Here is a 23172-nt window from a genome sequence, read left to right as displayed (position 1 = left end):
ATTGGAGGAGTTCATACACATTGGGTGCGTCAATGCGGACCAATATCGATATCGACGAGCAGCTCCTCGAGGAGGCAAAAAAGATCGCGGGCGTCTCGACAAAGAAAGCCGCAATCGAGGCCGCGCTTGAAAAATTTGTCCGCCTTCATCGGCAACGTGAGGCGCTGGATGCTCTTTGGGGTATCGGCTGGGAAGGCAATCTTGACGAGATGCGTGAAGGACGGGATTTCGGCGAAATCAAATGATCGTTGTCGACAGCTCGGTGTGGATCGACTGGTTCAACCGGTCCCCGACAAAGCAGGTTCTTCAGATCAGGCAACTTGCCGACACAGATCAGATCCTGATTGGTGATCTGATCCTCATCGAAGTCTTGCAGGGCGCTCGCAGCGATCTCCAAGCCGAGCGGATTGAGCGTTTTCTGCGCCAATTCTACCATGTCGCGCTGAGCACTCCAGAACTGGCGCCCAAAGCGGCACGGAACTACCGAATTCTAAGGTCGCTCGGCAGGACCGTCCGCAAGACGATCGACGTCGTCATCGCGACCTATTGCATCGAAAACGGCCACCGTCTGCTCCACGACGACCGCGACTTCGAGCATTTCCGCCCGCTGGGCCTGCTCGAAGCCTGACGCCTGCGCAGTCCAGCATCCACGCATTGCCGGTACGCGAGGCGACCACAAAAGCTCTCCCCGGATCGCGTGGCACGTGCTAGCATTCGGGCATTCGACATACGAATTAGGAGTCGCGCCATGACGATCCCCTCCCCCACAGGCAGCCTCGGCGAAGCGCTGCGCGAGGCGCGCGCCAAATGGGGTTGGTTCGTTGCGCTCGGCGTGCTCCTGCTCGTGGCCGGCGGCATCGCTGCCGCGAATCTCCTCACCGCCACCGTCGCCTCGGTCTTCGTCGTCGGCTCGCTGATGCTGGTCGCCGGCATCGGCGAAATCATCCATTCTTTCAGCGTCAAGGACTGGGGCGGGTTCTTCTGGTGGCTGCTCAGTGGCATCCTCTATGCCGCATCGGGCGTCGTCGCCTTCATGAACCCGCTGCTCGCCTCGGCGGTGCTCACCTTCATGCTGGCGGCCGGCCTGCTCGCCTCGGGTGCGCTGCGCATCTGGGTGGGCTTCAAGGAGCGGCCGAACAGCGGCTGGGGCTGGGTGGTCGCGGGCGGCGTAGTTACCGTGCTCCTCGGCCTCATCATCGCCGCGGGCTGGCCGGTGAACAGCCTGTGGGTGCTCGGCATGTTCCTCGCCATCGACCTGATTTTCCAGGGATGGACGTTCATCGCGGTCGGGCTGGCGCTGAAGAAGTAGGCGTCAGAACGCGAGGCTGAGATCGAGCGGCCCAAGCGGCCGGACGCCCGACATAAGGGCGCGCGCTTCCTCCTCGTCGCGGCGGATCTGGATGACGAGGTCGTCGAGCGAGGAGAATTTCTCCTCGCCGCGCAGGAAGCCAAAGAACGAGACCGCGCAGGTCTGGCCGTAGAGGTCGCCGGAATAGTCGAAGACGAAGGTCTCCAGCAGCGGCTCGCCCGCCTCGTCGACCGTCGGGCGCCGCCCGAAGCTCGCCACGCCGTCCCGCAAGGCGCCCGAACCGTCGCGCAACCGCACAGCATAGATGCCGTGCTTCAAACCGTTGTCCTCGCCAAGAGCCATGTTGGCGGTCGGGAAGCCCAGCGTGCGACCAAGCTGCTTGCCGCGCGAGACGACACCCTCGACGGTGTAGCGGTAGCCGAGGAGGCCGGCGGATTGTGCCACGTCGCCCTCGCAGAGCAGGTCGCGGATGCGGCTGGACGAAATCACCTCCGCGCCCTCGTCGCGGAAGGCGTCGAGCAGCGTAACCCTGAACCCGCGCTCGCGGCCAGCCTCCATCAGGAAGGCCGGGCCGCCCCGGCGGTCCTTGCCGAAATGGAAGTCGAAGCCGGTGATCACGTGCCTGATCCCCAGGCCTTCGATCAGCACGCGGTCGATGAACTCCTCCGCCGTCTGAGCGGCGAAGGCGCGCGTGAAGGGCAGTTCCACGATGGCGTCGAAGCCGAGCGTGCCGATCAGGCGCGCCTTGAGGTCGGGGGGCGTGAGCCGGAACAGCGGAATATCCGGGCGGAAGAGCTGGCGCGGATGCGGCTCGAACGTCAAGGCGAGCGCCGGGGCACCGATCGCCTTCGCCTCGTCGAGCGCGCGCTGAAGCACGATCTGGTGGCCACGGTGCACGCCGTCGAAATTGCCGATGGCCACCACGCCGCCGCGCAGCCGAGCCGGGAGTTGTGGAAGGTCCGAGACGCGGGCGAAGTCCGGCATGGCGTCAGCGCAGCCTCGGGATGACGGCAACAGGATGGTGGCCGTGCTTCTCCAGGAACGCGGCCAGCATCGCCGGATCGGGCTCCAGCGTCTCGCCGTATTCGCGCGCATGGATGCCGCCGGTCACGTAGAGGATGTCGATGCCGTTCTGTTCGGCGCCCTTCACGTCGGTCAGGACGCCGTCGCCGATCGCCAGCGCGTCGCGCTCAGAAACGTCGCGGCCGAGAACCTCGGCGGCCGCCTGCAGCGCCGCGATATAGATCGGGCGGTGCGGTTTGCCGGCAATTCGGGTGCGGCCGCCGAGCTGGGCGTAGTCGCGCGCCAGCGCCCCGGCGCACCAGATCAGCCGGTCACCCTTTTCCACCACGATGTCCGGATTGGCGCAGACGAAGGGGAGGTCGCGCGCGCGCAGGCGCCGCAGCATGTCGGCATAGTCTTCCGGCGTTTCGGTGTCGTCGTCGAACAGGCCCGTGCAAACGACGGTCAGTGCCTCGAACTCCTCGACGAGCTCCACGTCGAGCCCGTCATAGATCGACAGGTCGCGCTCGGGGCCGATGTGAAAGATCTTGCGCGCTCCTTCCGTGATCAGGTCACGCGTCACGTCCCCCGACGTGACGATGCGGTCATACGCGTCGCGCGGCACGCCGAGAATGTCGAGCTGCGCCTGCACCTCACCCCGCGGACGCGGCGCGTTGGTGATCAGCACCACGGCCAGTCCTCGCGAACGCGCCGCTGCCAGCGCCTGCGATGCGTCCGGAAAGGCGCGGACGCCGTTGTGGACCACACCCCAGACATCGGAAAGGATGACGCCATAGCGTCCCTCGATGTCCTGAAGCGAGCCGATCCTGTCCGCGCGATGGGCCATCGAGCCTCCGGTTGACGAGATTTCACCGCCGCGAGAAGCGACCGCAGCGGATTAACCGAACCGGTTCACCCTGTCACCAGCTTTCGCTTAACAAGGAACCGGCCTCATGCGACATGTCCTTCGGACAGGACATCGGCACCGCGGCCGCGAGATGTTCGGGGAACCGGCCGGAGGCACGTGAAGCTGCGCATGCGATATATCGCGATCATCGCGGCGGCGCTCATCATCTGCGCCGGGCTCGCGCTCGCGGCGGCCGGCCCGGCGGCGCTCTGGCCTTTCCTCACCCTCGTGGCGCTGCTGCTCGCTGCGTTCGCGGCCGTGCTGGCGGCATATCTGTTTCTCAAGGCGGAACGGATGCAGGGCGACATCGACCGCCTCGCCCACACGCTCGATGGCGCGCTCAAGGAGCTTGCCGCAGGCAACGAGCGGAACTCGCTCACGCTCGGGGCGCTCACCGCGACGATCGACCGGCAGATCGGCGGCATGCTCGACCGGATCGACACCCACTCGGACGCTCCCACGGAAGCCGCGGCCGCCCCGCCGGCCGAGAACCGCGACGACCCGGCCGGGCAGGGAGCGGGCGAGCGCAAGCCTGCGGCGAAGCCGGCCTTGGGAGCGACGCTGCCCGCCGGATGGGCCGATCGCGAACTCGAGCTCAGCCTGGAGCCGATCGTGTCGGTGTCTCAGGGCGCGGCGGCCGGCTTCGAGGTGCTTGCGCATCTCGTGCTGGAGGACGGAACCGAGCGCATCGTGCGGGGATTGTCGCCGGCCATCGCCCCGGCCGATCTCGCCGCATTCGAGCTCGCGCTGGTCAAGGCCGCCATGCATGCGAGCCGCCGGCAGCTGGGCGCCGATAGCTCCAGGCTTCCCCTGCACGTCGCCGTCTCGGCGGCGATGCTCGGCGACGCGGCGGCGCTTGAAGAGGTCTGCGGCCTGCTCGACCTGCATGCCGGACTGGCCAGGGGACTGATCTTCTCGATCCCCGCCGAGCTCTTCACCACCAAAGACAAGCCTGTCCAGCACAGCATCGTAAGGCTGGCCGTGTCGGGTGCCGCACTTGCGGCCGAGGGCTGGCCCACCGAGGAGAACGGGCTGGAGCGGCTCAAGCTGCAGGGCGTGCGCATCGTCAAGCTTGCCGCGGACCGGCTGCTCGATCGCGAGCGCGTCCGGCGCAAGGCCGTGCCGGGAGCGGATCTCGCCGAACTCATCGGCAGGTCGGGCATGACCATCGTCGCGACCGACGTCGCCACGGACGAGGACGCAGTCGCCCTCCTCGACCTCGGCGTGGACCTGATGCGAGGCGAGTGCTTCTCGCCGCCCCGCAAGCTGAAGTCATCGCCGCCCGGCGGTTCTGCCACGCTTCCTGCGCGATGACGCCGGGCGGCCTGAATGGTTAACGCCAGTTCAAGCCGTGCAGGGAATTCTAACCAACCAGGAAAACGGGAAATTAGCGGCTTTCTGCGATCCTGATCATTAGCCAGGCACTCCTTGGGGCAGGTTTACGATGATCCGGCATTTCCGCAGGAATGAGAGCGGCCAGTTTGCGATGATGACGGCGATCCTGTCCGTCCCGCTGCTGGGCGGTCTCGCTTTCGCCGTCGACTTCACTGAAATGAACCGCCAGCGGGTAGACGTTCTCAACGCCCTCGACGCCGCCGGCATCGCGACGGCCCGGCAGGCCATCACGGGCGCGACCGACGCCCAACTGATCGACTACGCCGGCGATTTCTTCGAGGCGAACCTGAACGCCGTCGATCCCGCCGACACCACGCTTTCCGTCATCCTGCCCCAGAACAACACCGGTGGCGGGACGCTCAAGATGTCGGCGACGCTGACATACAGACCCTATTTCTTCGCGGCCTTTACGAACCTGGTCCACCATGTCACCGGCGCCTCCACGGAAATCAACTTCACCGAGCACACCGAGATCAAGCTGAAGAACACGCTTGAGGTCGCACTCGTGCTCGACAATTCGGGCTCGATGGATTTTGTCGGCACTGGCTCCGGGCAGAAGCGGATCGATCTCCTCAAGGCCGCCGCCAAGCAACTGGTCGACACGATCTCGGCCCAGGCGGCGCAGATGAAACAGGTCGACAAGCCGGTGCAGTTCTCGCTGGTGCCGTTCGCCGCCTCGGTCAATGTCGGCGCGAGCCATGAGACGTCGAGCTGGATGGACACGACCGGCATTTCGCCGATCCACCACGAGAACTTCGACTGGTCGACGATGGGCGCGGCGAATTCGAACAAGAAGGTCGAACTCAGCGGCGGCGCCTACTACAAGCGCGGCACCGGATGGGGGACGGAAAAGGACAAGGTGATGACCCGGTTCACCTTGTACAAGGACATGCAGCGGCAAAAGTTCGTTAAGACCGGAACGGAAAGCTACTGCGTCGAGTACAAGTGGAACGGAAACTGCAAGACGTGGGGCACGCGCGACACCGGTTATACAGAGCTGGTGAGCTTCTCGTCCTGGCAAGGCTGCGTCGAGGCACGGCCTCATCCCTACAATACCGACGACACAACCCCAAGCGTGGGCACGCCGGCGACGCTGTTCGTCCCGATGTTCGCGCCCGATGAGACCGACCAGACCGACAGCAACAGCCGCCCGGCAAACAACAACTGGTGGAAGGACGGATCGACGAATTCGAGCGCCGCGGTGCGTCAGCGTTACATGCCGAAATACTACACAGCGGCCGCCGAAGGCACGGCGGCGATGGGGCTGGACGAGGGCCCGAACGCAAGCTGCTCGACCACGGCGATCACGCCTCTCGTGGACGTCTCCGGCCAGACCGGCATCGACAAGATCAAGGCGGCCATCGATGCGATGGCCCCCAACGGTGCGACGAACGTGCCGGAAGGGCTGGCCTGGGGCTGGCGCACCGTCTCGGGCGGAGAACCCTTCACCGAGGGCCGCGCCGACACCGAGAAAGGCAATGACAAGGTCGTCATCGTGCTGACCGACGGCGCCAACACCTACTACACGCCGACCTCCGTCACCGCGCACACCTATTCAGGCACCTACTGGAACTACGGCGGCAACGATCTCGCCGGCTCCAAGGCGATCTATTCGGCCTTCGGCTATCTCGTGCCCTACACCAACGCCTACACCTATGGCCGGCTGTTCCTCGGCACCACCAGTGCGATCACCAAGACGGACTACTCCAACGCCAACTATTCAAAGGCGATGGACGAGCATCTCGCCACGACCTGCACCAACGCGAAGAACAAGAACGTCATCATCATGACGGTCGCGCTCGATCTGGACGCGACGAAGGGAACCACGGCGGAGAAGGCGGCGACGCAGGCGCAGATCGACGGACTAACCAACTGCGCGTCCTTCTCGCGCATCCGAGACGAGAAGCTGTTCTGGAACACGAAGGGCGGCGACCTGGCTGAAACGTTCAGGAAGATCGCCGACGAACTGTCCAACCTGCGCATCGTCGGCTGAGGCTCATCTCCCCCGGCCTGGCGCGACAAGCGCCCGGTAGAGGTGCCATGTCGCATGGCCGAGGATCGGCATGACGACCGCCAGGCCGGCGAAGAGCGGCAGCGAGCCGAGCAGCAGCCCTGCGGCCACGACGAGGCCCCAGGCCGCGACCGGGACCGGATTCGCGAGAGCTGCGCGCACCGACGTCTCTATTGCCGCCACCGCGCCGCAATCGCGATCGAGCATCATCGGAAAGGCGACCAGCGTCAGAACCAGCGCGGCCGCCGCGAAGAGGAAGCCAACGACGTTGCCGACGACGATCAGCATCCAGCCGCGTTGCGTGCCGAGCACATCGGCCAGCAGCGCCGGGATGCTCGCCGGCCTGCCGCCGACATAGATCGCCTTGTAGATGGCATCCGCCGTGAGCAGCCACGCCAGGAACAGCGCGACGAGCATCAGCCCAACCGCCGCGATGCCGGGGATGGAGGGCGAACGGACGACGCCGAGCGCGTGACGCCAGGACGTGTCGAGGCCAAGTTCGCGGCGGCGGCTGATCTCGTAGAGGCCGAGCGCTGCGAACGGGCCGATCAGCGCGAAGCCCGACATCAGCGGATAGAGCAGCTGCAGCGTGTCTTCGCCTGAACTCCATCGGGCAAGCACGACACCGACGATCGGATAGATCAGCGCGATGAACACGACATGGGACGGCTTGTCCCGGAAATCGTCGAGCCCCTTGCGCAGCGCCTCGCGGATATCGTTCAGCGAGATCCTGCGAACATGCGGGCGGTCGATCGAATGCTCGGCGCCGGCGTAGACGTGGAAGTCGGTCATGGCCATTCCTCCTCACAGCCAGGGATCGGAGCGGACCTTGCGACGACGGCGCCCCTCGAACCATCGCCGGGTTACCGCCTGCCACATCAGCGCGGCAGTGAGTAACAGCATACGCCCGCGCGGCCGGTCTGTCCTCTCACGGTCTCGTGCGGCGTCGCCGTCATCGCGACCTCAGTCCTTGACATGAAAATGGCGACGGCCTATCTCACCGCCACGTTAGCACTCGCCATAGGTGAGTGCTAACAGACGGCCCGAAACATCGGACGTCACAAACCGCTTCGCTCAAGGGATCAAGAACATGGCAAAGTCGAAGTTCCGGCCGCTGCACGACCGCGTTGTCGTCCGCCGGGTCGAATCCGAGGAGAAGACCAAGGGCGGGATCATCATCCCCGATACCGCCAAGGAGAAGCCGCAGGAAGGCGAAATCGTCGCTGTCGGCTCCGGCGCCCGCGATGAAAGCGGCAAGCTCGTTCCGCTGGACGTCAAGGCGGGTGACCGCGTGCTGTTCGGCAAGTGGTCCGGCACCGAAGTGAAGCTCAATGGCGAAGACCTTCTGATCATGAAGGAATCCGACATCATGGGCATCATCGGCTGAACGACCGCCCGTAACTCTCCAACCAGGTTTAGTCGGGCCTGATGGCCCAGGAGCAAGAACATGGCAGCCAAAGACGTAAAGTTTTCCCGTGATGCCCGCGAGCGCATGCTCCGCGGCGTCAACATCCTCGCCGACGCGGTGAAGGTCACGCTGGGCCCGAAGGGCCGCAACGTCGTGATCGACAAGTCGTTCGGCGCTCCGCGCATCACCAAGGACGGCGTCACCGTCGCCAAGGAGATCGAGCTGGAGGACAAGTTCGAGAACATGGGCGCCCAGATGGTGCGCGAAGTGGCCTCGAAGACCAACGACATCGCCGGTGACGGCACCACGACCGCCACGGTTCTCGCCCAGGCGATCGTCCAGGAAGGCCACAAGGCGGTTGCCGCCGGCATGAACCCGATGGACCTGAAGCGCGGTATCGATCTCGCCGTCGCCGAGGTCGTCGCGGCGCTCGCCAAGGCCACCAAGAAGATCAAGACCTCGGAAGAGGTTGCGCAGGTCGGCACCATCTCCGCCAACGGCGAGAAGGAGATCGGCGAGATGATCGCCCAGGCCATGCAGAAGGTCGGCAATGAGGGCGTGATCACGGTCGAGGAAGCCAAGACCGCCGAGACCGAGCTCGAGGTCGTCGAAGGCATGCAGTTCGACCGCGGCTACCTGTCGCCCTACTTCATCACCAACCCCGACAAGATGGTCGCCGAGCTCGAGGATGCCTACATCCTCCTGCACGAGAAGAAGCTGTCGAACCTCCAGGCGATGCTCCCGGTCCTCGAGGCCGTGGTGCAGACCTCCAAGCCGCTCCTCATCATCTCCGAGGACGTCGAGGGCGAGGCTCTGGCCACGCTGGTCGTCAACAAGCTGCGTGGCGGCCTGAAGATCGCCGCCGTCAAGGCTCCGGGCTTCGGTGACCGCCGAAAGGCCATGCTCGAGGACATCGCGATCCTCACCGGCGGCCAGGTCATCTCCGAAGACCTCGGCATCAAGCTCGAGAACGTGACGCTCAACATGCTCGGCCGCGCCAAGAAGGTGCGCATCGAGAAGGAGAACACCACGATCGTCGACGGCGCCGGCAAGAAGGCCGAGATCAACGGCCGCGTCGCCCAGATCAAGCAGCAGATCGAGGAGACCACCTCGGACTACGATCGTGAGAAGCTCCAGGAGCGTCTCGCCAAGCTCGCAGGCGGCGTCGCGGTGATCCGCGTCGGCGGCGCGACCGAGGTCGAGGTCAAGGAAAAGAAGGACCGCGTTGACGACGCGCTGAACGCCACCCGCGCTGCGGTGGAAGAAGGCATCGTCCCCGGCGGCGGCACGGCTCTGCTGCGCGCTTCGGCCGCTCTGAAGTCGAAGGGCATCAATGCCGACCAGGAAGCCGGCATCAACATCGTTCGTCGCGCCCTGCAGGCTCCGGCCCGCCAGATCGCAACCAACGCCGGTGCCGAGGCCTCGATCGTCGCGGGCAAGATCCTCGACAACAAGTCGGCCACCTTCGGCTACAACGCTGCCACCGGCGAGTATGGCGACATGATCCAGCTCGGCATCGTCGACCCGACGAAGGTCGTCCGCACGGCCCTGCAGGACGCCGCTTCGGTCGCCGGCCTGCTGGTCACCACTGAGGCCATGATCGCCGAGGCTCCGAAGAAGGACGCCCCGATGCCCGCAATGCCGGGCGGCGGCATGGGCGGCATGGGCGGCATGGACTTCTAAGAAGTACCGCCATCTGCCAGGAATGCGAAGGGCGGTCCGAAAGGACCGCCCTTTTTCTTGACGGAAAAAATCTCGTCGCCTCGTGGAACCGGCGGGAAGGGTCGGCGTTATGTCGATGTCCCATCCAACGAAGGAAGAGATTCCAACTGAAGATGACGGACAAAGGACGCCCTTCACGGATATAAGCCGAGGAGGGCGTTCCTTTTTGCGCGGTCCTCCCTTGACATATTCTCATATTCGGGAAATTTTCCCGTATATGGAATCTCTTTCTCTCCATGACGACGCATTTGCCCGACAGGTCGCCGATCGACTGAAATCGCTGCGCACGAAGCGCGGGTGGTCGCTGGACGAACTCGCCACCCGGAGCGGAGTGAGCCGGGCCACCTTGTCGCGCATGGAGAATGCCGAGGTCAGCCCGACCGCTCAAGCGCTGGGACGCCTGTGCGCCGCTTACGGACTGACGATGTCGCGGCTGATGCGAATGGTCGAGGAGCGGTTCGAGCCGCTGGTCAAAACCGGCTCGCAGCCGGTCTGGGAAGACAGGTCCGCCGGCTTCACCCGCCGCTCGCTGTCGCCTCCCGCCGCGACGCTCGCAGGCGAAGTGCTGGAATGCGAACTGCGGGCCGGCACGCGCATCGACTATCCCTTGCCGCCGCGGCCAGGCCTCGAACACCATCTCGTGCTGCGGGAGGGCGCGCTTTCACTCACGATCGAAGGCAGGCGCCACGACCTCGTGCCCGGAGACTGCCTGCGCTACCAGCTCCACGGCGAGAGCCGGTTCGAGACGCCGGTCGACATGGGCGCGAAATACCTCCTCTTCATCGTGTGACCGCCATGACGGACTTCGCCATCACCGAATTTGGACGCGACGACGTCGCTGCGAACATCGAGGCGCTGGGCGAGATGATGCATGCCTGCGTCCACGCTGGCGCGAGCATCGGCTACATCCTTCCCTATTCGCCCGCCGACGGGGCGGACTTCTGGGCGAGGAAGGTGATGCCCCGGCTTGATGGCGGCAACCTGCTCCTGCTTGTCGCAAGGGCGCATAAACGCATCGCGGGCGCAGTGCAGCTCGACTACGACACACCGCCCAACCAGCCGCACCGGGCGGAAGTGCGCAAGCTGATGGTACATCCTGACTTCCGTCGCCGCGGCCTGGCGCGGCTGCTGATGCTGCGAGTCGAAGAGAAGGCACGCGCGCTCGGCCGCCATCTGCTCACGCTCGACACGCGCACGGGCGATCATGCCGAACCGCTGTATGCATCGATCGGCTACCGCACCAGCGGCGTAATACCCGGCTACTGCCTCGATCCGCGAGGGCGGGAATTCGATTCGACGACGATTATGTACAAGCCGATCTGAGGCTACCGGAACCGCCCGGTGCCTGCCGCGTTTCAATCGCGCTCCGATCCAGGAGCCGGGAGATAGCGACATGGTGAATAAGGATCAGGTCAAGGGCGCCGCCAAGCAGGCCACGGGCGCAGTCAAGGAAGCGGTGGGCAAAGCCACCGGCAACCGAAGCACCGAAGCCAAGGGCAAGGCGGAGAAGACAGCCGGAAAGGTCCAGAAAGGGTTCGGCGACGTGAAGGAAAAGGTCAAGAAGGCTCTCTGAGCCCATCGCTGCGAAACGAACTTGCGGGGCGGCGGTGCACGCCGCCCCCATAAGTTGCAGCAGCATCGCATTTCTCACTTACCGCATCGTCGGCATACGAGCGGATTAACCCCATATTAGCGCGCATACCTTAGATGTTCACGTAGCGGCAGATCCGATGTGGGACGGACCTGAACGCGCGGGTCTATGGGCGCCGGGCCTGAGGGACGGTACGGCCTTTCAACCCGGACGCGAAACATCGGGGCGGATATGCGGACGGCAGCGGCGAACAGCTTTCAACCAGCCGACATCGCGACGAAGATCGCGATGACGATGCGTCAGATGGGCGTGATCGGCCTGCCACGCAACTACGAGATCTTTTACGAGATCTGCACCGGCAGCAACGATGCACTGTGCGACGACGTCCGTGCGCTCGGTCCGATGCCGACGCAGGACCAGCTGGACGGCATCGGGCGGAAGTATTTCGCCGGCACCAACGGCCGGAACGTGTTGGAAGAGGCGCGTGACCAGGTTGCGACGAAAATCGAAGAGGTGATGTCGCTGTTGCGGCGCGAGCGCTCCTCGCTCGAAAAATACGGCAGCATCCTCGGCAAGACCTCCGGCGGGCTGAACAGCCAGATCACGCAGGACATTCTCTTGCGGATCGTCGGCATCATGTCGGCCGCCACAGAAAGCACGCTGGAGCAGGGCCGCCAGATCGAGACGTCGATCATCGACAAGTCGGCAGAGCTCGAAAAGGTCAAGGTCACGCTTGAGGAATACAAGAAACTTGCCGACACCGACCCGCTGACGCAGATCTGGAACCGTCGCGCCTTCGACCGCGCCGTCGCGTCGATCTACGACACCGAGAAGGGCCGCATGTTCAGCGCCCTCATCATCGCCGACATCGACCGCTTCAAGGATTTCAACGACCGCCACGGCCATCCCGTCGGCGACCGCATCCTGCAGATTGTCGCCGACATCATCAGCTCGAATGTCCAGCCCGGCATGTTCGTGGCGCGCACCGGCGGCGAGGAGTTCGCCATCATCGGCGAGGGCATGAGCGAGGAAGGCATCTCGCGGGTGGCCGAGGCGATCCGCACCGCGATCGAGGCTGCTCCCTTTGTCAGCACCGACACCGGAATGAGCTACGGCCCGGTGACGATCTCGCTCGGCATCTGCATGGCCTCGGAGGCCGCCGGCCCCGAAGATCTCTACATCAAGGCCGATCGCGCGCTCTATGCCTCGAAGGTCAGCGGCCGCAACCAGATCACGCGCCACTCGTCCCTCGTGGACGGCAAGGCACGCAAGAACTGGTTCATCTACCGCAAGGACTAGGCCGCCGCCGGCGGCCGCATCTCTTTCAAACGATTTTGTCGTGCCTCTCCCCGGCTTGACCGCTTGAACGCGCGGCGTCCAGCGGATACGTCGCACACGTCATTGCAGAACGCTGGAGAGACCGCTTGTCCAAGACCCGCACCGAGACCGATACATTCGGACCCATCGAGGTCCAGGCGGACCGATACTGGGGCGCGCAGGCGCAGCGGTCGCTCGGCAACTTCAAAATCGGCTGGGAAAAGCAGCCGATGTCGGTCGTGCGCGCGCTCGGCATCGTCAAGCGCGCTGCGGCAGAGGCGAACATGGAGCTGAAGCGGCTCGACCCCGCCATCGGCAAGGCGATCGTCGACGCGGCGCAGGAGGTGATTGACGGCAAGCTCAACGAACACTTCCCGCTCGTCGTCTGGCAGACCGGCTCGGGCACCCAGTCGAACATGAATGCCAACGAGGTGATCTCGAACCGCGCGATCGAGATGCTGGGCGGGCAGATGGGCTCCAAGAAACCGGTCCATCCCAACGACCACGTCAACATGAGCCAGTCGTCCAACGACACCTATCCGACGGCCATGCACGTCGCCTGCGCGGAGCGGATCGTCCACGACCTGATCCCCGCGCTCAAGCACCTGCACAAGGCGCTCGACAAGAAGTCGAAGAAGTTCGCCAAGATCGTCAAGATCGGCCGCACCCACACGCAGGACGCGACCCCGCTGACGCTGGGCCAGGAGTTCGGCGGCTATGCCGCGCAGGTCGCCTCCTCGATCCGCCGCATCGAGGCGACGCTGCCCGGCCTCTACGAACTCGCCCAGGGCGGCACCGCCGTCGGCACCGGCCTCAACGCGCCGATCGGCTTCGACGAGAAGGTGGCCAAGCGGATCGCCAAGATCACCAAGCTGCCCTTCGTCACCGCGCCCAACAAGTTCGAGGCGCTCGCCGCGCACGATGCGATGGTCTTCTCGCACGGCGCCATCAACGCCACCGCGGCGGCGCTGTTCAAGATCGCCAACGATATCCGCTTTCTCGGCTCCGGCCCGCGCGCGGGCCTCGGCGAACTGTCGCTGCCGGAGAACGAGCCCGGTTCGTCGATCATGCCGGGCAAGGTCAACCCGACGCAGTGCGAGGCGCTGACGCAGGTCTGCGTGCACGTCTTCGGCAACCACGCCGCCGTCACCTTCGCCGGCAGCCAGGGCCATTTCGAGCTGAACGTCTTCAACCCGGTGATGGCCTACAACTTCCTCCAGTCGGTGCAGCTCATCTCCGACGCCGCGGTCTCCTTCACCGACAATTGCGTGGTCGGCATCGAGGCGCGGGAGGATAACATTCGCGAGGGCGTCAACCGCTCGCTGATGCTGGTCACCGCGCTCGCACCGACGATCGGCTACGACAATGCCGCCAAGATCGCCAAGACCGCGCACAAGAACGGGACGACGCTGCGCGAAGAGGCCCTGAAGACCGGCCTCGTTTCGGCCGCCGACTACGACCGGATCGTACGGCCGGAGCTGATGATCAGCCCCGGCTGAGCCTGGTGAACAAGATTTCGTGACTGTTCTCTTTCGCTGAACACTGAGTCAGGCGCGCGGGGGCCTGCCAGCCGCTGGCGAAGCTTGTATGGGGTGGATCGACGTCCTCAACAGAGATCCACTCCATGAACACCAACATCCTCCTCCTCGTCGCGCGCATCCTGCTCGCATTCATGTTCATTGCCGCCGGCCTGCAGAAGTTCGGCTCGATCGAAGGCACCGCCGGCTACATCGCCTCGGTCAACCTGCCCGCCCCGACGCTGCTCGCCTGGCTCTCGGCCATCTTCGAGACGCTGGCCGGCATCGCCATCCTCGTCGGCTTCCAGACGCGCATCGCGGCCGCGCTGCTCGCGCTGTTCTGCGCCTTCACCGCCTTCTGGTTCCACTCGGGCGCGATCGCCATTCCCGACTTCCCGGAAGCTGCCAATGGCATGCTGTCGATGATGAACCAGCTCATCTTCATGAAGAACCTGACCATCGCCGGCGGCTTCCTGGCGCTGATCGCCTCCGGCCCCGGTGCGCTGTCGGTCGACGCCCGCCTCGGCAAGGTTGCCTAAACCCACTTTCCCTCCCTGCCTCGAACGCCCGGCCTCGCGCCGGGCGTTTTCGTTTGCGGGGAAAAGGCGTAAGATCCGTCGCATTCCGCAGGGGGAGACGGCTCCATGACCAATGCAGGCCTTCTCGTGGCGCGGATCATGATCGCGCTGATGTTCCTGGCCAGCGGCTATGGCGCGCTGATGGACCTGTCGGCCGCGTCGGCCTATTTCGGCGGACTTGGATTGCCGGTGCCGCTCCTGGTCGCGGTCGGCACGGGACTTTTCGAGATCGCCGCCGGCGCGCTGCTCGTCGTCGGTTTCCAGACGCGGATCGTCGCCGCCGTGCTCGCGGCCTTCTGCCTGTTTGCCACCTATGTCGGCCATTATGGACAGACGGCGGATGCCTTCACGCACCAGCAGATGCTGCTCAAGGACATCGCCGTGGCCGGGGGGCTGATCCTCGTCGCGCTGTTCGGCGGCGGTGTGCTCTCGCTGGACGCGTGGCTGGCGCGGCGCAACAAGGTCTCGCCGCTGGCCGAGAACGGCTAGCCGAAGCGCGAGACGACCTCGGCGAGCGTCGCCACGTCCGCCTCGCCGCGCGCCTTCTTCGACGAGACGAGGCAGGCCTCCGATTCGAGAATCACTCCGTCGTCGAGGATCTTCAGCCGGTTGGCCTTCAGCGTCGAGCCGGTGGAGGTGATGTCGACGATCACGTCCGCTTGCCCCGCCGCCGGCGCGCCTTCGGTCGCGCCGAGGCTTTCTACGATGCGGTAGACCTGGATGCCGTGCTTGCCCGAGAAGAACTGCTGCGTCAGCCGCCAGTATTTGGTCGCGATGCGAAGCCTGCGCCCGTGGCGCTGGCGGAAATCGGCGGCGACGTCGTCGAGGTCGGACATGGTCGAGACGTCGAACCAGACCTCCGGCACCGCCACCACAACGTCCGCCCGCCCGAAGCCGAGCCGCGCCTCGATGCCCATCCGCCCCGACCAGTCGGACACCGCCTCGCGCACCAGGTCCTCGCCTGTGACGCCGAGGTCGACCGTGCCCTGCGCCAGCTCGCGGGCGATCTCAGAGGCCGACAGGAACGCCACCTCGACATCGTCGCGACCCTTCACGCGAGTCTTGTAGGCGCGCGAATCGGTGGTCGGCAGCACCTCGATACCGGCCTTCGCCAGGCTCGCGACCGCGTCGTCCTTCATCCGGCCCTTCGAGGGCAGCGCGATGGTGATGCTCATCCCCTGCCCTCCCGCGCCTTCTCGATCCGGTCGAGCCAGACGGAGAAGCCGACGCCGGGGATCGGCCTTTCGGCCCCCAGCAGCGTCAGCAACCGGTCGTAGCGGCCACCGCCGACCAGCGGGCGCGGCCCGCCGGGCGCCGCGATCTCGAACACGACGCCGGTGTAGTAGTCCAGCGGGCGGCCGAAGGCCGCGTCATAGGCAATGTCCTTCGCCTTCAGCCCGTTCGACAGGATCGCGTCGGCGCGGGCCGAAAACAGGTCGAGCGCCTCGCCCAGCACGATGCCGGAGGAAGCCGCGAAGCCGGCCAGCGCTGCCGGGGCCTCGGCCAGCGGCACGTGAATGGCGAGAAAGGTCTTCAGCGCGTCGAGCTGCGCCGGCGTCAGCCGCAGGCGCGACAGCTCGGCCTTCTCGATCAGCCGGCGCGCGATCTCGTCGGGCGTGCGGCCGGCCGACGGCGAGATGCCGGCCTCGCGCATCTCGCCCTCGATGAAGGCGGCGAGTGCGGCGCGGTCGCCGGAAGCCGCGATCAGGTTGGCGTCGCCGGCAAGGCCACGGCCGGCCGGCGGGTCGGCGAGGTCGGCAAGCGCCGCCTCGACCATCTCCGCCGAGCCGAAGGCGCGCGCCAGACGCTTCTGCCAGCCGCGCGGCAGACCGAGCGCGGCCAGCACCGCCTCGAACACGGTCTGGTCGCCGAGCGTCACCGCCAGCGGCAGGCCGGGCAGCGCCATCGCCAGCAGCGCATGCGCATCGGCCAGCGAGCGGGCGTCGGCACGCGCCGTGTCCGGGTCGCCGAGATCCTCGATGCCCGCCTGGACGAACTCGCTCTCGCCGTCGCGGCGCTGGCGGAACACCTCGCCGAGATAGGCATAGCGGCGCGGCGTGGCGGCGCGATTGGCGATGTGGTCGAGGCAGACCGGAATGGTGAATTCGGGCCTCAGGCACAGCGTCTCGCCCGTCTCGCTCTCGGTGAGGAAGATGCGGCGGCGCAGGTCCTCTCCCGCGATGTCGAGAAACGGATCGGCCGGCTGCAGCATCGGCACATCGATCGCCTGCGCGCCGCGCGCGGCGAAGAGGTCGAGGATGGAGGCAGCGAGGGCGGTCATGCTCGACGGATGCGTCGCGTGAGCGCACCCCCCTCTGGCCTGCCGGCCATCTCCCCCTCAAGGGGGGAGATCGGCGGTTTCGGCGCCTGCCGCAACCTGTGAGGAACGGAAATCTTGACCCTGTGAGTCGACAGAACGGCGGCGTCGGCGATTGGCGACATCGCTGGCGACAGCCAATCTCCCCCCTTGAGGGGGAGATGGCCGGCAGGCCAGAGGGGGGTCTGGCAGGCCAAAGCCTCAGCCACGTTCACGTTCCGCCCGCTGCGCCTCGAGAATCCCCCGCACCGTGGCGACCAGCTCCGTCTCCGGCACGGTCATCTGCCCCGGCCGCGCCTCCTTGTAGGCGTCATGGCCGGCGATGTTCGCGGCAAGCTCGGCGCCCGCCACCATGTCCTTGATCTGGACGACGCCCTCGGCGCGCTCGTTGCCGCCCTGGATCACCACGCAGGGCGCACCGCGCCGGTCGGCATATTTCATCTGCGGCTTCATGCCCGATCCGCCGAGGTACATTTCCGCGCGGATGCCGGCCCGGCGCAGGTCCGACACCATCTTCTGGTAGCGGCCGAGGCTTTCCATGTCGCGGTCCATCACCAGCACGACGACCGGGCCGATCGTGTCGGACGTGTCCAGCTTGCCCAGCGCCTTCAGCGCAGACGTCAGCCGCGAGACGCCGATGGAGAACCCTGTCGCCGGCACAGGCTCGCCACGGAAGCGCGACACCAGCCCGTCATACCGCCCGCCGCCGCCGACCGAGCCGAACCGCACGATCTGGCCGTCGTCATTGGGGATTTCGGCGAGCAGCTCGGCCTCGAAAACCGGACCGGTGTAGTATTCGAGGCCTCGGACGACGGAGGGGTCGATACGGATGCGCTTCGAACCATACCCAGCAGACGCAACTAGGTTCGCAATTGCGCCTAGCTCTTCAAGGCCTTGCTGCAGAAGTGCGTTTTGCGGGAGATCATGCTGCAGCCTTACGATCATGTGTTCGTTGTCGTAGAATGCCTGTCCGCCACCCTCGACCTCCAACCACGCATCGTCCTGAGCGGTGACCGAGGACGTCTCCGGATTTTCGGTGAATGTGAGGTAGGGCTTTGAGGCCTTTGATAAGAACTCCAATATTGTGTCTACGCCAGCCTCATCCAGCCCCGCGCCTTTCGTAAAATCCCCCTCGCCTTCCTTGCCGCCGTCCCAGCGCCCGGCCCCCAGCAGCAGCCGCACGCCCTCGACGCCCAGCTTGTCCAGCTTGTCGATCGCCCTGAGCACCGTCAGCCGTCGCCCGGCATTCTCGTCGCCGCCGAGGCCAATCGCCTCCAGCACGCCGTCGAGCACCTTGCGGTTGTTCACCCGGATGACGTAGTCGCCGCGCGCGATGCCCAGCGCCTCCATCACGTCGGCCATCATCATCGCCATCTCGGCATCCGCCGCGACGCCCGGCGTGCCGACGGTATCGGCGTCGAACTGCATGAACTGGCGGAAGCGGCCGGGGCCGGGCTTTTCGTTGCGGAACACCCAGCCGGAGCGGTAGGAGCGGAACGGTTTCGGCAACCGCTCGAAGTTCTCCGCCACATAGCGCGCCATCGGGGCGGTCAGGTCGTAGCGCAACGACAGCCACTGCTCGTCGTCATCCTGGAAGGAGAACACGCCCTCGTTCGGCCGGTCCTGGTCGGGCAGGAACTTGCCCAGCGCGTCGGTATATTCGATCAGCGGCTGGTCGGCGGGCTCGAAGCCGTAGAGCTCGTAGACGGCGCGGATCTTGGCCATCATCTGCTCGACGGCGCGGATGTCCTCCGGCGTGCGATCCGCAAAGCCGCGCGGCGTGCGCGCCAGCATCTTCTGCGATTTGTCGGCCATCGGGAATTCCGCGTGTTTTCTTGGGCTTTACACGCGGTTTCCCGCGCGGGCGTGTCCTAGCGGATCGATGCGGGAGGGGCAAGGCGGTGAACGTCCCGGCGCGCCCTCCGCCGCCGCCGTCTGCGCCCACAGTTACATCACCCCTCCCCCGCGCCATTGGGCTGAAACACGAACCACCGAAAAGAGCAGCAACACATTCGGAACAACGACCATGACCACTGAGACCATCGCCCCGGAAGACCGCACGCTGCGCCCCGCCGCCGGGAAGACCGAGCCGGGCTCGCCTGCCCACGGCGCGTTTTCGCCGCGCAACGATCCCCGCCTCGCCGAGATGGCGACCGGCAGCGCCTTCGGCACCTCGATGCTGGTGCTCTATCCGGTCTTCGCCTGCGTGATCGTCGTGCTGACCAGCCTGACACTGTCGGGCGCGGCGCTGCCGGCGTGAGGAGGACGGCAATGCGCCATATCTTCAGACTCCTGCTCCTGTCGGCGGTCTTCGCGACTGGAGCGGCGTGCGTGAGTGCCCAGACAGGTATCGCCGCCGTCGGCTGCCGCGGCGGCCACGAGCGCCTCGCCGGGCACTACTATCTCAACGGCGTGATGGAGGTCGGTTCCGAACTCCTGCTGCGCAAGGACGGCTCGTTCGAATTCATGCTCGCCTATGGCGCCAACGACCAGTACGGCAAGGGCTGCTGGGCGCAGGACGGCAACAAGATCTCGCTGGTGCCAGCCGGACGCAGCCGCGTCAGCGGCCGGCACACCCCCGACAGCCGCGGCTTCACCGGCATCGTGCTCGATGTCGAAGGCCGCGCGCTGGTCTGGAACATCGGCGGCAGCGGCTACAAGGGCCGCTACGAAAAATAGGCGCTCGCGCGCCTTCGGAATTCCGGCCTTCTTTGCCCCGGGCCGGATGATCGCCCCCTTCCCGATCCGCCCGAGGATCGGCGGAGGGGGCGTTTTTCCTCAGCCGAAAGAGCGCCGGTCACGGTGATAGGTCAGCGCCATCGCCAAGCAATGGGACAGCGCCCTCTCGTCCAACGGCCTGCCGGGCTCGATCAGGATCGACCGCTTGCCCTGATAGTCGAAGACGTCCGGATAGATCTCCCGAAAGCGCGCGACCAACCCGGTGTGACAGATGAAATGCACCGCCACGCGGCCATCGCGCAGCGCGGCAAGCCGTACCGAACTGCCGATGCCGGCCTTCGCCGGCGTGTAGGATGGCTCGCCCCATTTCAGCGTCTCGGCGAGCGCGCCGACGCCCGCGGTCTCGCCTGCGACACGGTGGATCAGCTCGCGCAGCCGCAGCAACTCGTCGCCTGCCTGCTTCGGCAGAGCCGCGAAATAGGCCGCCGCAGCCGGCTCAACGGGGGCGGACGAAGGCATGGCGCTCCCTTTCGATGGCCGAACGGCAGATGCAGCCTTCGATGTGGTCATTCACCAGCCCCATCGCCTGCATGAACGCATAGACGGTGGTCGGCCCGACAAAGCTCCAGCCGCGCTTCTTCAGTTCCTTCGAAATCTTCTTCGAGACCTCCGTCGTCGGATTGGCGCGAAGATGTTCGAGGTCGACGCGTTCGGGGCGCTCCGAATCTCCCGGCTCGAAGCGCCAGAAGAAAGCGGCGAGCGACCCGGCCTCGGCGATGAGTTCCTTGGCGCGCTGCGCATTGTTGATGACGGAGCGGATCTTGCCCTGATGGCGCACGATCCCCTTGTCGGCGAGCAGGCGCGCGACGTCCGCCTCGCCGTAGTGCGCGATCTTCTCATGGTCGAAATTGTCGAAGGCGGCGCGGAAATTGTCCCGCTTGCGCAGGATGGTGAGCCATGACAGGCCAGACTGGAAGCCTTCAAGGCACAGTTTCTCGAACAGGCGGCGGTCGTCGGCGACGGGGCGGCCCCATTCGTGGTCGTGGTAGTACAGGTAGTCCGGCAGGTTGCCGTGCCAGAAGCAGCGCACAGCGCCATCCGGTCCCTCGATCAGCCCACTCGCGAGCTCCGCCATCCGACATCCCTTCCCTGCCACGACCGGTTTACCGGCCGTTCACCATTTTCCTGAACCAGCCGGTAACCACACCAAATGGTTTCCGCGATCGGCGGCCTTTTATCAATTCCGATTCACCTTTTGCTACCGCCCGCGATGCACGCTCCTGACAGTTTCGGTGCTCGTCCCGCCGATCATGTGCCGCCAGAACGAGAGTGAAAAGTGTGATGTTGCGTATCCTCCTGCTTGCCGGCGCAGCGACCGCCGCCGCCCTCGCTGCCCAGCCCGCCGCGGCCCAGAGCCGCTATTCTGAGCGCCCGCCGCTCGTCGTCTCGCCGGACCTGTCTGCCCCGTGGGTGATGCAGCTGAAGCGCACGCCGGATGGGCGGCGCATGGCAGCGCCTGTGGAGCGCCGCAGCGTCGCGATGAACCAGCCGCGGCTGCGAGAGCTGCGGCGCACCGGGCAGCGCCAGGCGGTCGACCCGAACCTGCGCACCGCTGCGGTTCCCGCTCCGACCAAGAAGCAGTTCCAGATGGATCCTGTCTATCTGCCGCAGGAGGTGGAGTATCCGAGCAAGGAAAAGCCGGGCACGATCATCATCGATCAGCAGTCCAAGTTCCTCTACTACGTGCGCGGCGACGGCATGGCGCGGCGCTATGGCGTCGGCGTCGGCAAGGAAGGCATGGACTGGCGCGGCACCGAGATCGTCAGCAACAAGCGGACCTGGCCCGACTGGCGCCCGCCGGCGGAGATGATCGAGCGCGAGAGGAAGAAGGGCCGCATCCTGCCCGCCTTCATGGCCGGCGGCGAGGCGAACCCGCTCGGCGCGCGCGCGCTTTATCTCGGCTCGACGCTCTACCGCATCCACGGCACCAATGCGCCGTGGACCATCGGCACCAACAATTCCTCCGGCTGCATCCGCATGCGCAACCAGGACGTGATCGAGCTCTACGAGATGGTGAACGTGGGGACCAAGGTCATCGTCATGTGATCCCGGAGAGGGGATAGGCCGCGTCAGGGGACGGGGGCGGCCGCGTCGGCGGGGGAACCTGCGGCGACAAGGGCAGCGCGATCGCCGTCGCGCTGCCCTTTGTTTTTGAACGGGCGTGCTGCCGTGAGACGCTGCTCATACGATTGCGGAATCGCCGGATCTTGCCTAAGCCTTGTCGTGCCGGACGCCTCCGGCCGATCAGGGAGGGGATCGTTGGACAGTCTCATCACGGTGTTCCTGCCGCTCGCGCTGGCGGTGATCATGTTCTCGCTCGGCCTCGGGCTGACGGTCGCAGACTTTGCGCGGGTGGCCGCGCAGCCGAAGGCCTTCGGCATCGGCGCGTTCTCGCAACTGGTGACGATCCCGGCCGTCGCCTTCCTCATCGCTACCGCCTTCGGCCTCCCGCCGGAACTGGCGGTGGGGCTGATGATCCTGTCGCTCTGCCCGGGCGGTGTGACGTCGAACATCCTGACCAAGCTCGCCAGGGGCGATCTGGCGCTGTCGATCACGCTGACCGGCATCATCAGCCTGGTGGCCGTTTTCACCATGCCGCCGCTGGTCGCCTTCTTCGCGCGACACTTCATGGGGCTTGACGCTCCGCCGGTGGATGTGACCCGGCTCGGCATCTCGATGTTCCTGATTACCGCGGCGCCGGTCGTCATCGGCGTGCTGGTGCGGCGCTTCGCAGAGGGTATGGCGCTGGCGATCGAACCCTTCGTCGAGAAGCTGGCGCTGGTTCTGTTTGTGATTGTTGTGGTCGGCGCGCTGGCCGCGAACTGGTCGCTGTTCGTTGCCAACCTCGCGGTACTCGCGCCGAGCCTGATCGTGCTGAACCTTGCTTTGCTGGCGATCGGGCTGGGGCTGGGGCGGGTCTTCGCGCTGGGGCCGGCGCAGTCGACCGCCATCGCGATCGAGACCGACATCCAGAACGCGACGCTCGGCATCACCGTCGGCTCGCTGATCGCCGAACAGGCAAGCGCGCTGCCGCCGTTCTCGCTGCCGTCGGGCGTCTACGGCATCACGATGTATTTGGTGACGATCCCCTTCGTGCTGTGGCGGCGAAGGATGATGGGCTAATCGCCGTCGCCGCCTCCGCCATCGCCATCACCAGAAAACATGTCGTGCCACCATCGGGCACGGTGCGCAGACACACCGCCCTCGAGCCCGGCTTGAATGCCATCCTCGGTCTCCTTGGAGATCCTCGAGGTGCTCTCGAGCCACCTGGCAAACCAGGCCATGGCGCCGATGATCAAGGCAAGCCCTACCCAGAAAAAGCCGACATCAGACATCGTTGACCACTCGCCGTCAGACGT

The 23172-nt window shown here is 65.8% G+C and carries 27 protein-coding genes; 18 read left to right on the top strand and 9 right to left on the bottom strand.

Annotation, left to right across the window (positions count from 1 at the left end; genetic code table 11):
- The first annotated feature begins 32 nt into the window (after window positions 1-32).
- The 3 genes from B9Z03_RS11020 (at window position 33) to B9Z03_RS11010 (ending at window position 1309) form a co-directional block, all read left to right on the top strand.
- Window positions 33-245, top strand: coding sequence for a type II toxin-antitoxin system VapB family antitoxin (locus B9Z03_RS11020; RefSeq protein ID WP_085464259.1), 213 nt, complete (start codon window positions 33-35; stop codon window positions 243-245).
- The gene (gene vapC, locus B9Z03_RS11015; RefSeq protein ID WP_085464258.1) at window positions 242-628 is read left to right on the top strand and encodes a type II toxin-antitoxin system VapC family toxin; all 387 of its coding nucleotides are present in this window, start codon (window positions 242-244) and stop codon (window positions 626-628) included. Before B9Z03_RS11020 ends, vapC begins: the two co-directional genes overlap by 4 nt.
- A gap of 120 nt (window positions 629-748) precedes the next feature.
- Entirely contained in the window at window positions 749-1309 is a 561-nt protein-coding gene (locus tag B9Z03_RS11010) for an HdeD family acid-resistance protein (RefSeq protein ID WP_085464257.1), read from the top strand.
- Between the two features lie 3 nt (window positions 1310-1312).
- Here B9Z03_RS11010 and B9Z03_RS11005 read toward each other — a convergent pair whose 3' ends face one another.
- Window positions 1313-2293: a bifunctional riboflavin kinase/FAD synthetase gene (locus B9Z03_RS11005; protein WP_085464256.1), complete on the bottom strand. Its 981-nt coding sequence runs from the start codon at window positions 2291-2293 to the stop codon at window positions 1313-1315.
- Window positions 2294-2297: 4 nt separating this feature from the next.
- A complete protein-coding gene (locus B9Z03_RS11000; RefSeq protein ID WP_085464255.1) occupies window positions 2298-3158 on the bottom strand; it encodes a TIGR01459 family HAD-type hydrolase in 861 nt (286 codons plus the stop codon).
- Between the two features lie 189 nt (window positions 3159-3347).
- Between B9Z03_RS11000 and B9Z03_RS10995 the strand changes: the two genes are divergently transcribed.
- Together B9Z03_RS10995 and B9Z03_RS10990 are read left to right on the top strand one after the other, a co-directional pair.
- Entirely contained in the window at window positions 3348-4532 is a 1185-nt protein-coding gene (locus tag B9Z03_RS10995; protein ID WP_139832228.1) for an EAL domain-containing protein, read from the top strand.
- A 130-nt stretch (window positions 4533-4662) separates the two neighbouring features.
- Window positions 4663-6606, top strand: a complete 1944-nt coding sequence (locus tag B9Z03_RS10990; protein WP_085464253.1) for a TadE/TadG family type IV pilus assembly protein — start codon at window positions 4663-4665, stop codon at window positions 6604-6606.
- Window positions 6607-6609: 3 nt separating this feature from the next.
- Here the strand turns inward: B9Z03_RS10990 and B9Z03_RS10985 are convergent, their stop codons facing one another.
- Entirely contained in the window at window positions 6610-7416 is an 807-nt protein-coding gene (locus tag B9Z03_RS10985) for a DUF2189 domain-containing protein (RefSeq protein ID WP_085464252.1), read from the bottom strand.
- 298 nt (window positions 7417-7714) lie between these two features.
- Here B9Z03_RS10985 and groES point away from each other — a divergent pair, with 298 nt between their 5' ends.
- From groES to B9Z03_RS10940, 9 genes are all read left to right on the top strand, one after another.
- The gene (groES, locus tag B9Z03_RS10980) at window positions 7715-8011 is read left to right on the top strand and encodes a co-chaperone GroES (RefSeq protein ID WP_085464251.1); all 297 of its coding nucleotides are present in this window, start codon (window positions 7715-7717) and stop codon (window positions 8009-8011) included.
- Between the two features lie 60 nt (window positions 8012-8071).
- Entirely contained in the window at window positions 8072-9715 is a 1644-nt protein-coding gene (groL, locus tag B9Z03_RS10975) for a chaperonin GroEL (protein ID WP_085464250.1), read from the top strand.
- A 256-nt stretch (window positions 9716-9971) separates the two neighbouring features.
- The gene (locus tag B9Z03_RS10970) at window positions 9972-10544 is read left to right on the top strand and encodes a helix-turn-helix domain-containing protein (RefSeq protein ID WP_085464249.1); all 573 of its coding nucleotides are present in this window, start codon (window positions 9972-9974) and stop codon (window positions 10542-10544) included.
- Between the two features lie 5 nt (window positions 10545-10549).
- Window positions 10550-11077 (top strand): GNAT family N-acetyltransferase, encoded by a 528-nt coding sequence (locus tag B9Z03_RS10965; RefSeq protein WP_085464248.1) that lies wholly within the window; start codon window positions 10550-10552, stop codon window positions 11075-11077.
- A 70-nt stretch (window positions 11078-11147) separates the two neighbouring features.
- Window positions 11148-11327 carry a CsbD family protein gene (locus B9Z03_RS10960; protein WP_085464247.1) on the top strand — a complete coding sequence of 60 codons (180 nt, stop codon included), beginning with the start codon at window positions 11148-11150 and terminating at the stop codon, window positions 11325-11327.
- Between the two features lie 306 nt (window positions 11328-11633).
- Window positions 11634-12644 (top strand): GGDEF domain-containing protein, encoded by a 1011-nt coding sequence (locus B9Z03_RS10955; protein ID WP_348529008.1) that lies wholly within the window; start codon window positions 11634-11636, stop codon window positions 12642-12644.
- A gap of 125 nt (window positions 12645-12769) precedes the next feature.
- Window positions 12770-14161: a class II fumarate hydratase gene (gene fumC, locus B9Z03_RS10950; protein ID WP_085464245.1), complete on the top strand. Its 1392-nt coding sequence runs from the start codon at window positions 12770-12772 to the stop codon at window positions 14159-14161.
- Window positions 14162-14286: 125 nt separating this feature from the next.
- Window positions 14287-14718 (top strand): DoxX family protein, encoded by a 432-nt coding sequence (locus B9Z03_RS10945; protein ID WP_085464244.1) that lies wholly within the window; start codon window positions 14287-14289, stop codon window positions 14716-14718.
- Window positions 14719-14823: 105 nt separating this feature from the next.
- Window positions 14824-15246 carry a DoxX family protein gene (locus B9Z03_RS10940; RefSeq protein ID WP_085464243.1) on the top strand — a complete coding sequence of 141 codons (423 nt, stop codon included), beginning with the start codon at window positions 14824-14826 and terminating at the stop codon, window positions 15244-15246.
- Here the strand turns inward: B9Z03_RS10940 and hisG are convergent.
- From hisG to hisS, 3 genes are all read right to left on the bottom strand, one after another.
- Window positions 15243-15932 carry an ATP phosphoribosyltransferase gene (hisG, locus tag B9Z03_RS10935; RefSeq protein WP_085464242.1) on the bottom strand — a complete coding sequence of 230 codons (690 nt, stop codon included), beginning with the start codon at window positions 15930-15932 and terminating at the stop codon, window positions 15243-15245. The genes B9Z03_RS10940 and hisG overlap by 4 nt on opposite strands.
- Window positions 15929-17038 carry an ATP phosphoribosyltransferase regulatory subunit gene (locus B9Z03_RS10930; RefSeq protein ID WP_085464241.1) on the bottom strand — a complete coding sequence of 370 codons (1110 nt, stop codon included), beginning with the start codon at window positions 17036-17038 and terminating at the stop codon, window positions 15929-15931. Before B9Z03_RS10930 ends, hisG begins: the two co-directional genes overlap by 4 nt.
- Before the next feature lie 237 nt (window positions 17039-17275).
- Window positions 17276-18889: a histidine--tRNA ligase gene (gene hisS / locus B9Z03_RS10920; RefSeq protein WP_085464240.1), complete on the bottom strand. Its 1614-nt coding sequence runs from the start codon at window positions 18887-18889 to the stop codon at window positions 17276-17278.
- Between the two features lie 211 nt (window positions 18890-19100).
- Here hisS and B9Z03_RS10915 point away from each other — a divergent pair, with 211 nt between their 5' ends.
- A complete protein-coding gene (locus tag B9Z03_RS10915; protein WP_085464239.1) occupies window positions 19101-19334 on the top strand; it encodes a hypothetical protein in 234 nt (77 codons plus the stop codon).
- Between the two features lie 71 nt (window positions 19335-19405).
- Window positions 19406-19753: a hypothetical protein gene (locus tag B9Z03_RS10910; protein ID WP_244561715.1), complete on the top strand. Its 348-nt coding sequence runs from the start codon at window positions 19406-19408 to the stop codon at window positions 19751-19753.
- 99 nt (window positions 19754-19852) lie between these two features.
- Here B9Z03_RS10910 and B9Z03_RS10905 read toward each other — a convergent pair whose 3' ends face one another.
- Together B9Z03_RS10905 and B9Z03_RS10900 are read right to left on the bottom strand one after the other, a co-directional pair.
- Window positions 19853-20272: a DUF1801 domain-containing protein gene (locus tag B9Z03_RS10905; protein WP_085464237.1), complete on the bottom strand. Its 420-nt coding sequence runs from the start codon at window positions 20270-20272 to the stop codon at window positions 19853-19855.
- Complete coding sequence (locus B9Z03_RS10900; RefSeq protein WP_085464236.1) at window positions 20250-20888, bottom strand: DNA-3-methyladenine glycosylase I; 639 nt, start codon at window positions 20886-20888, stop codon at window positions 20250-20252. The genes B9Z03_RS10905 and B9Z03_RS10900 overlap by 23 nt, the downstream gene beginning before the upstream one ends.
- Before the next feature lie 206 nt (window positions 20889-21094).
- On the opposite strand from B9Z03_RS10900, the gene B9Z03_RS10895 reads away from it, so the two are divergent.
- Complete coding sequence (locus B9Z03_RS10895; protein WP_139832225.1) at window positions 21095-21859, top strand: L,D-transpeptidase; 765 nt, start codon at window positions 21095-21097, stop codon at window positions 21857-21859.
- 213 nt (window positions 21860-22072) lie between these two features.
- Window positions 22073-22936, top strand: coding sequence for a bile acid:sodium symporter family protein (locus tag B9Z03_RS10890; RefSeq protein ID WP_085464234.1), 864 nt, complete (start codon window positions 22073-22075; stop codon window positions 22934-22936).
- Here B9Z03_RS10890 and B9Z03_RS10885 read toward each other — a convergent pair.
- Window positions 22933-23148, bottom strand: coding sequence for a hypothetical protein (locus tag B9Z03_RS10885; protein ID WP_085464233.1), 216 nt, complete (start codon window positions 23146-23148; stop codon window positions 22933-22935). The two genes, B9Z03_RS10890 and B9Z03_RS10885, sit on opposite strands and share 4 nt — an antisense overlap.
- Window positions 23149-23172 lie beyond the last annotated feature (24 nt).

This window comes from Mesorhizobium australicum (genome assembly GCF_900177325.1).
Lineage (GTDB): Bacteria > Pseudomonadota > Alphaproteobacteria > Rhizobiales > Rhizobiaceae > Mesorhizobium_A > Mesorhizobium_A australicum_A.
Note: the sequence above shows the minus strand (reverse complement) of the source record. Positions and strands in the feature narration are given on the sequence as shown.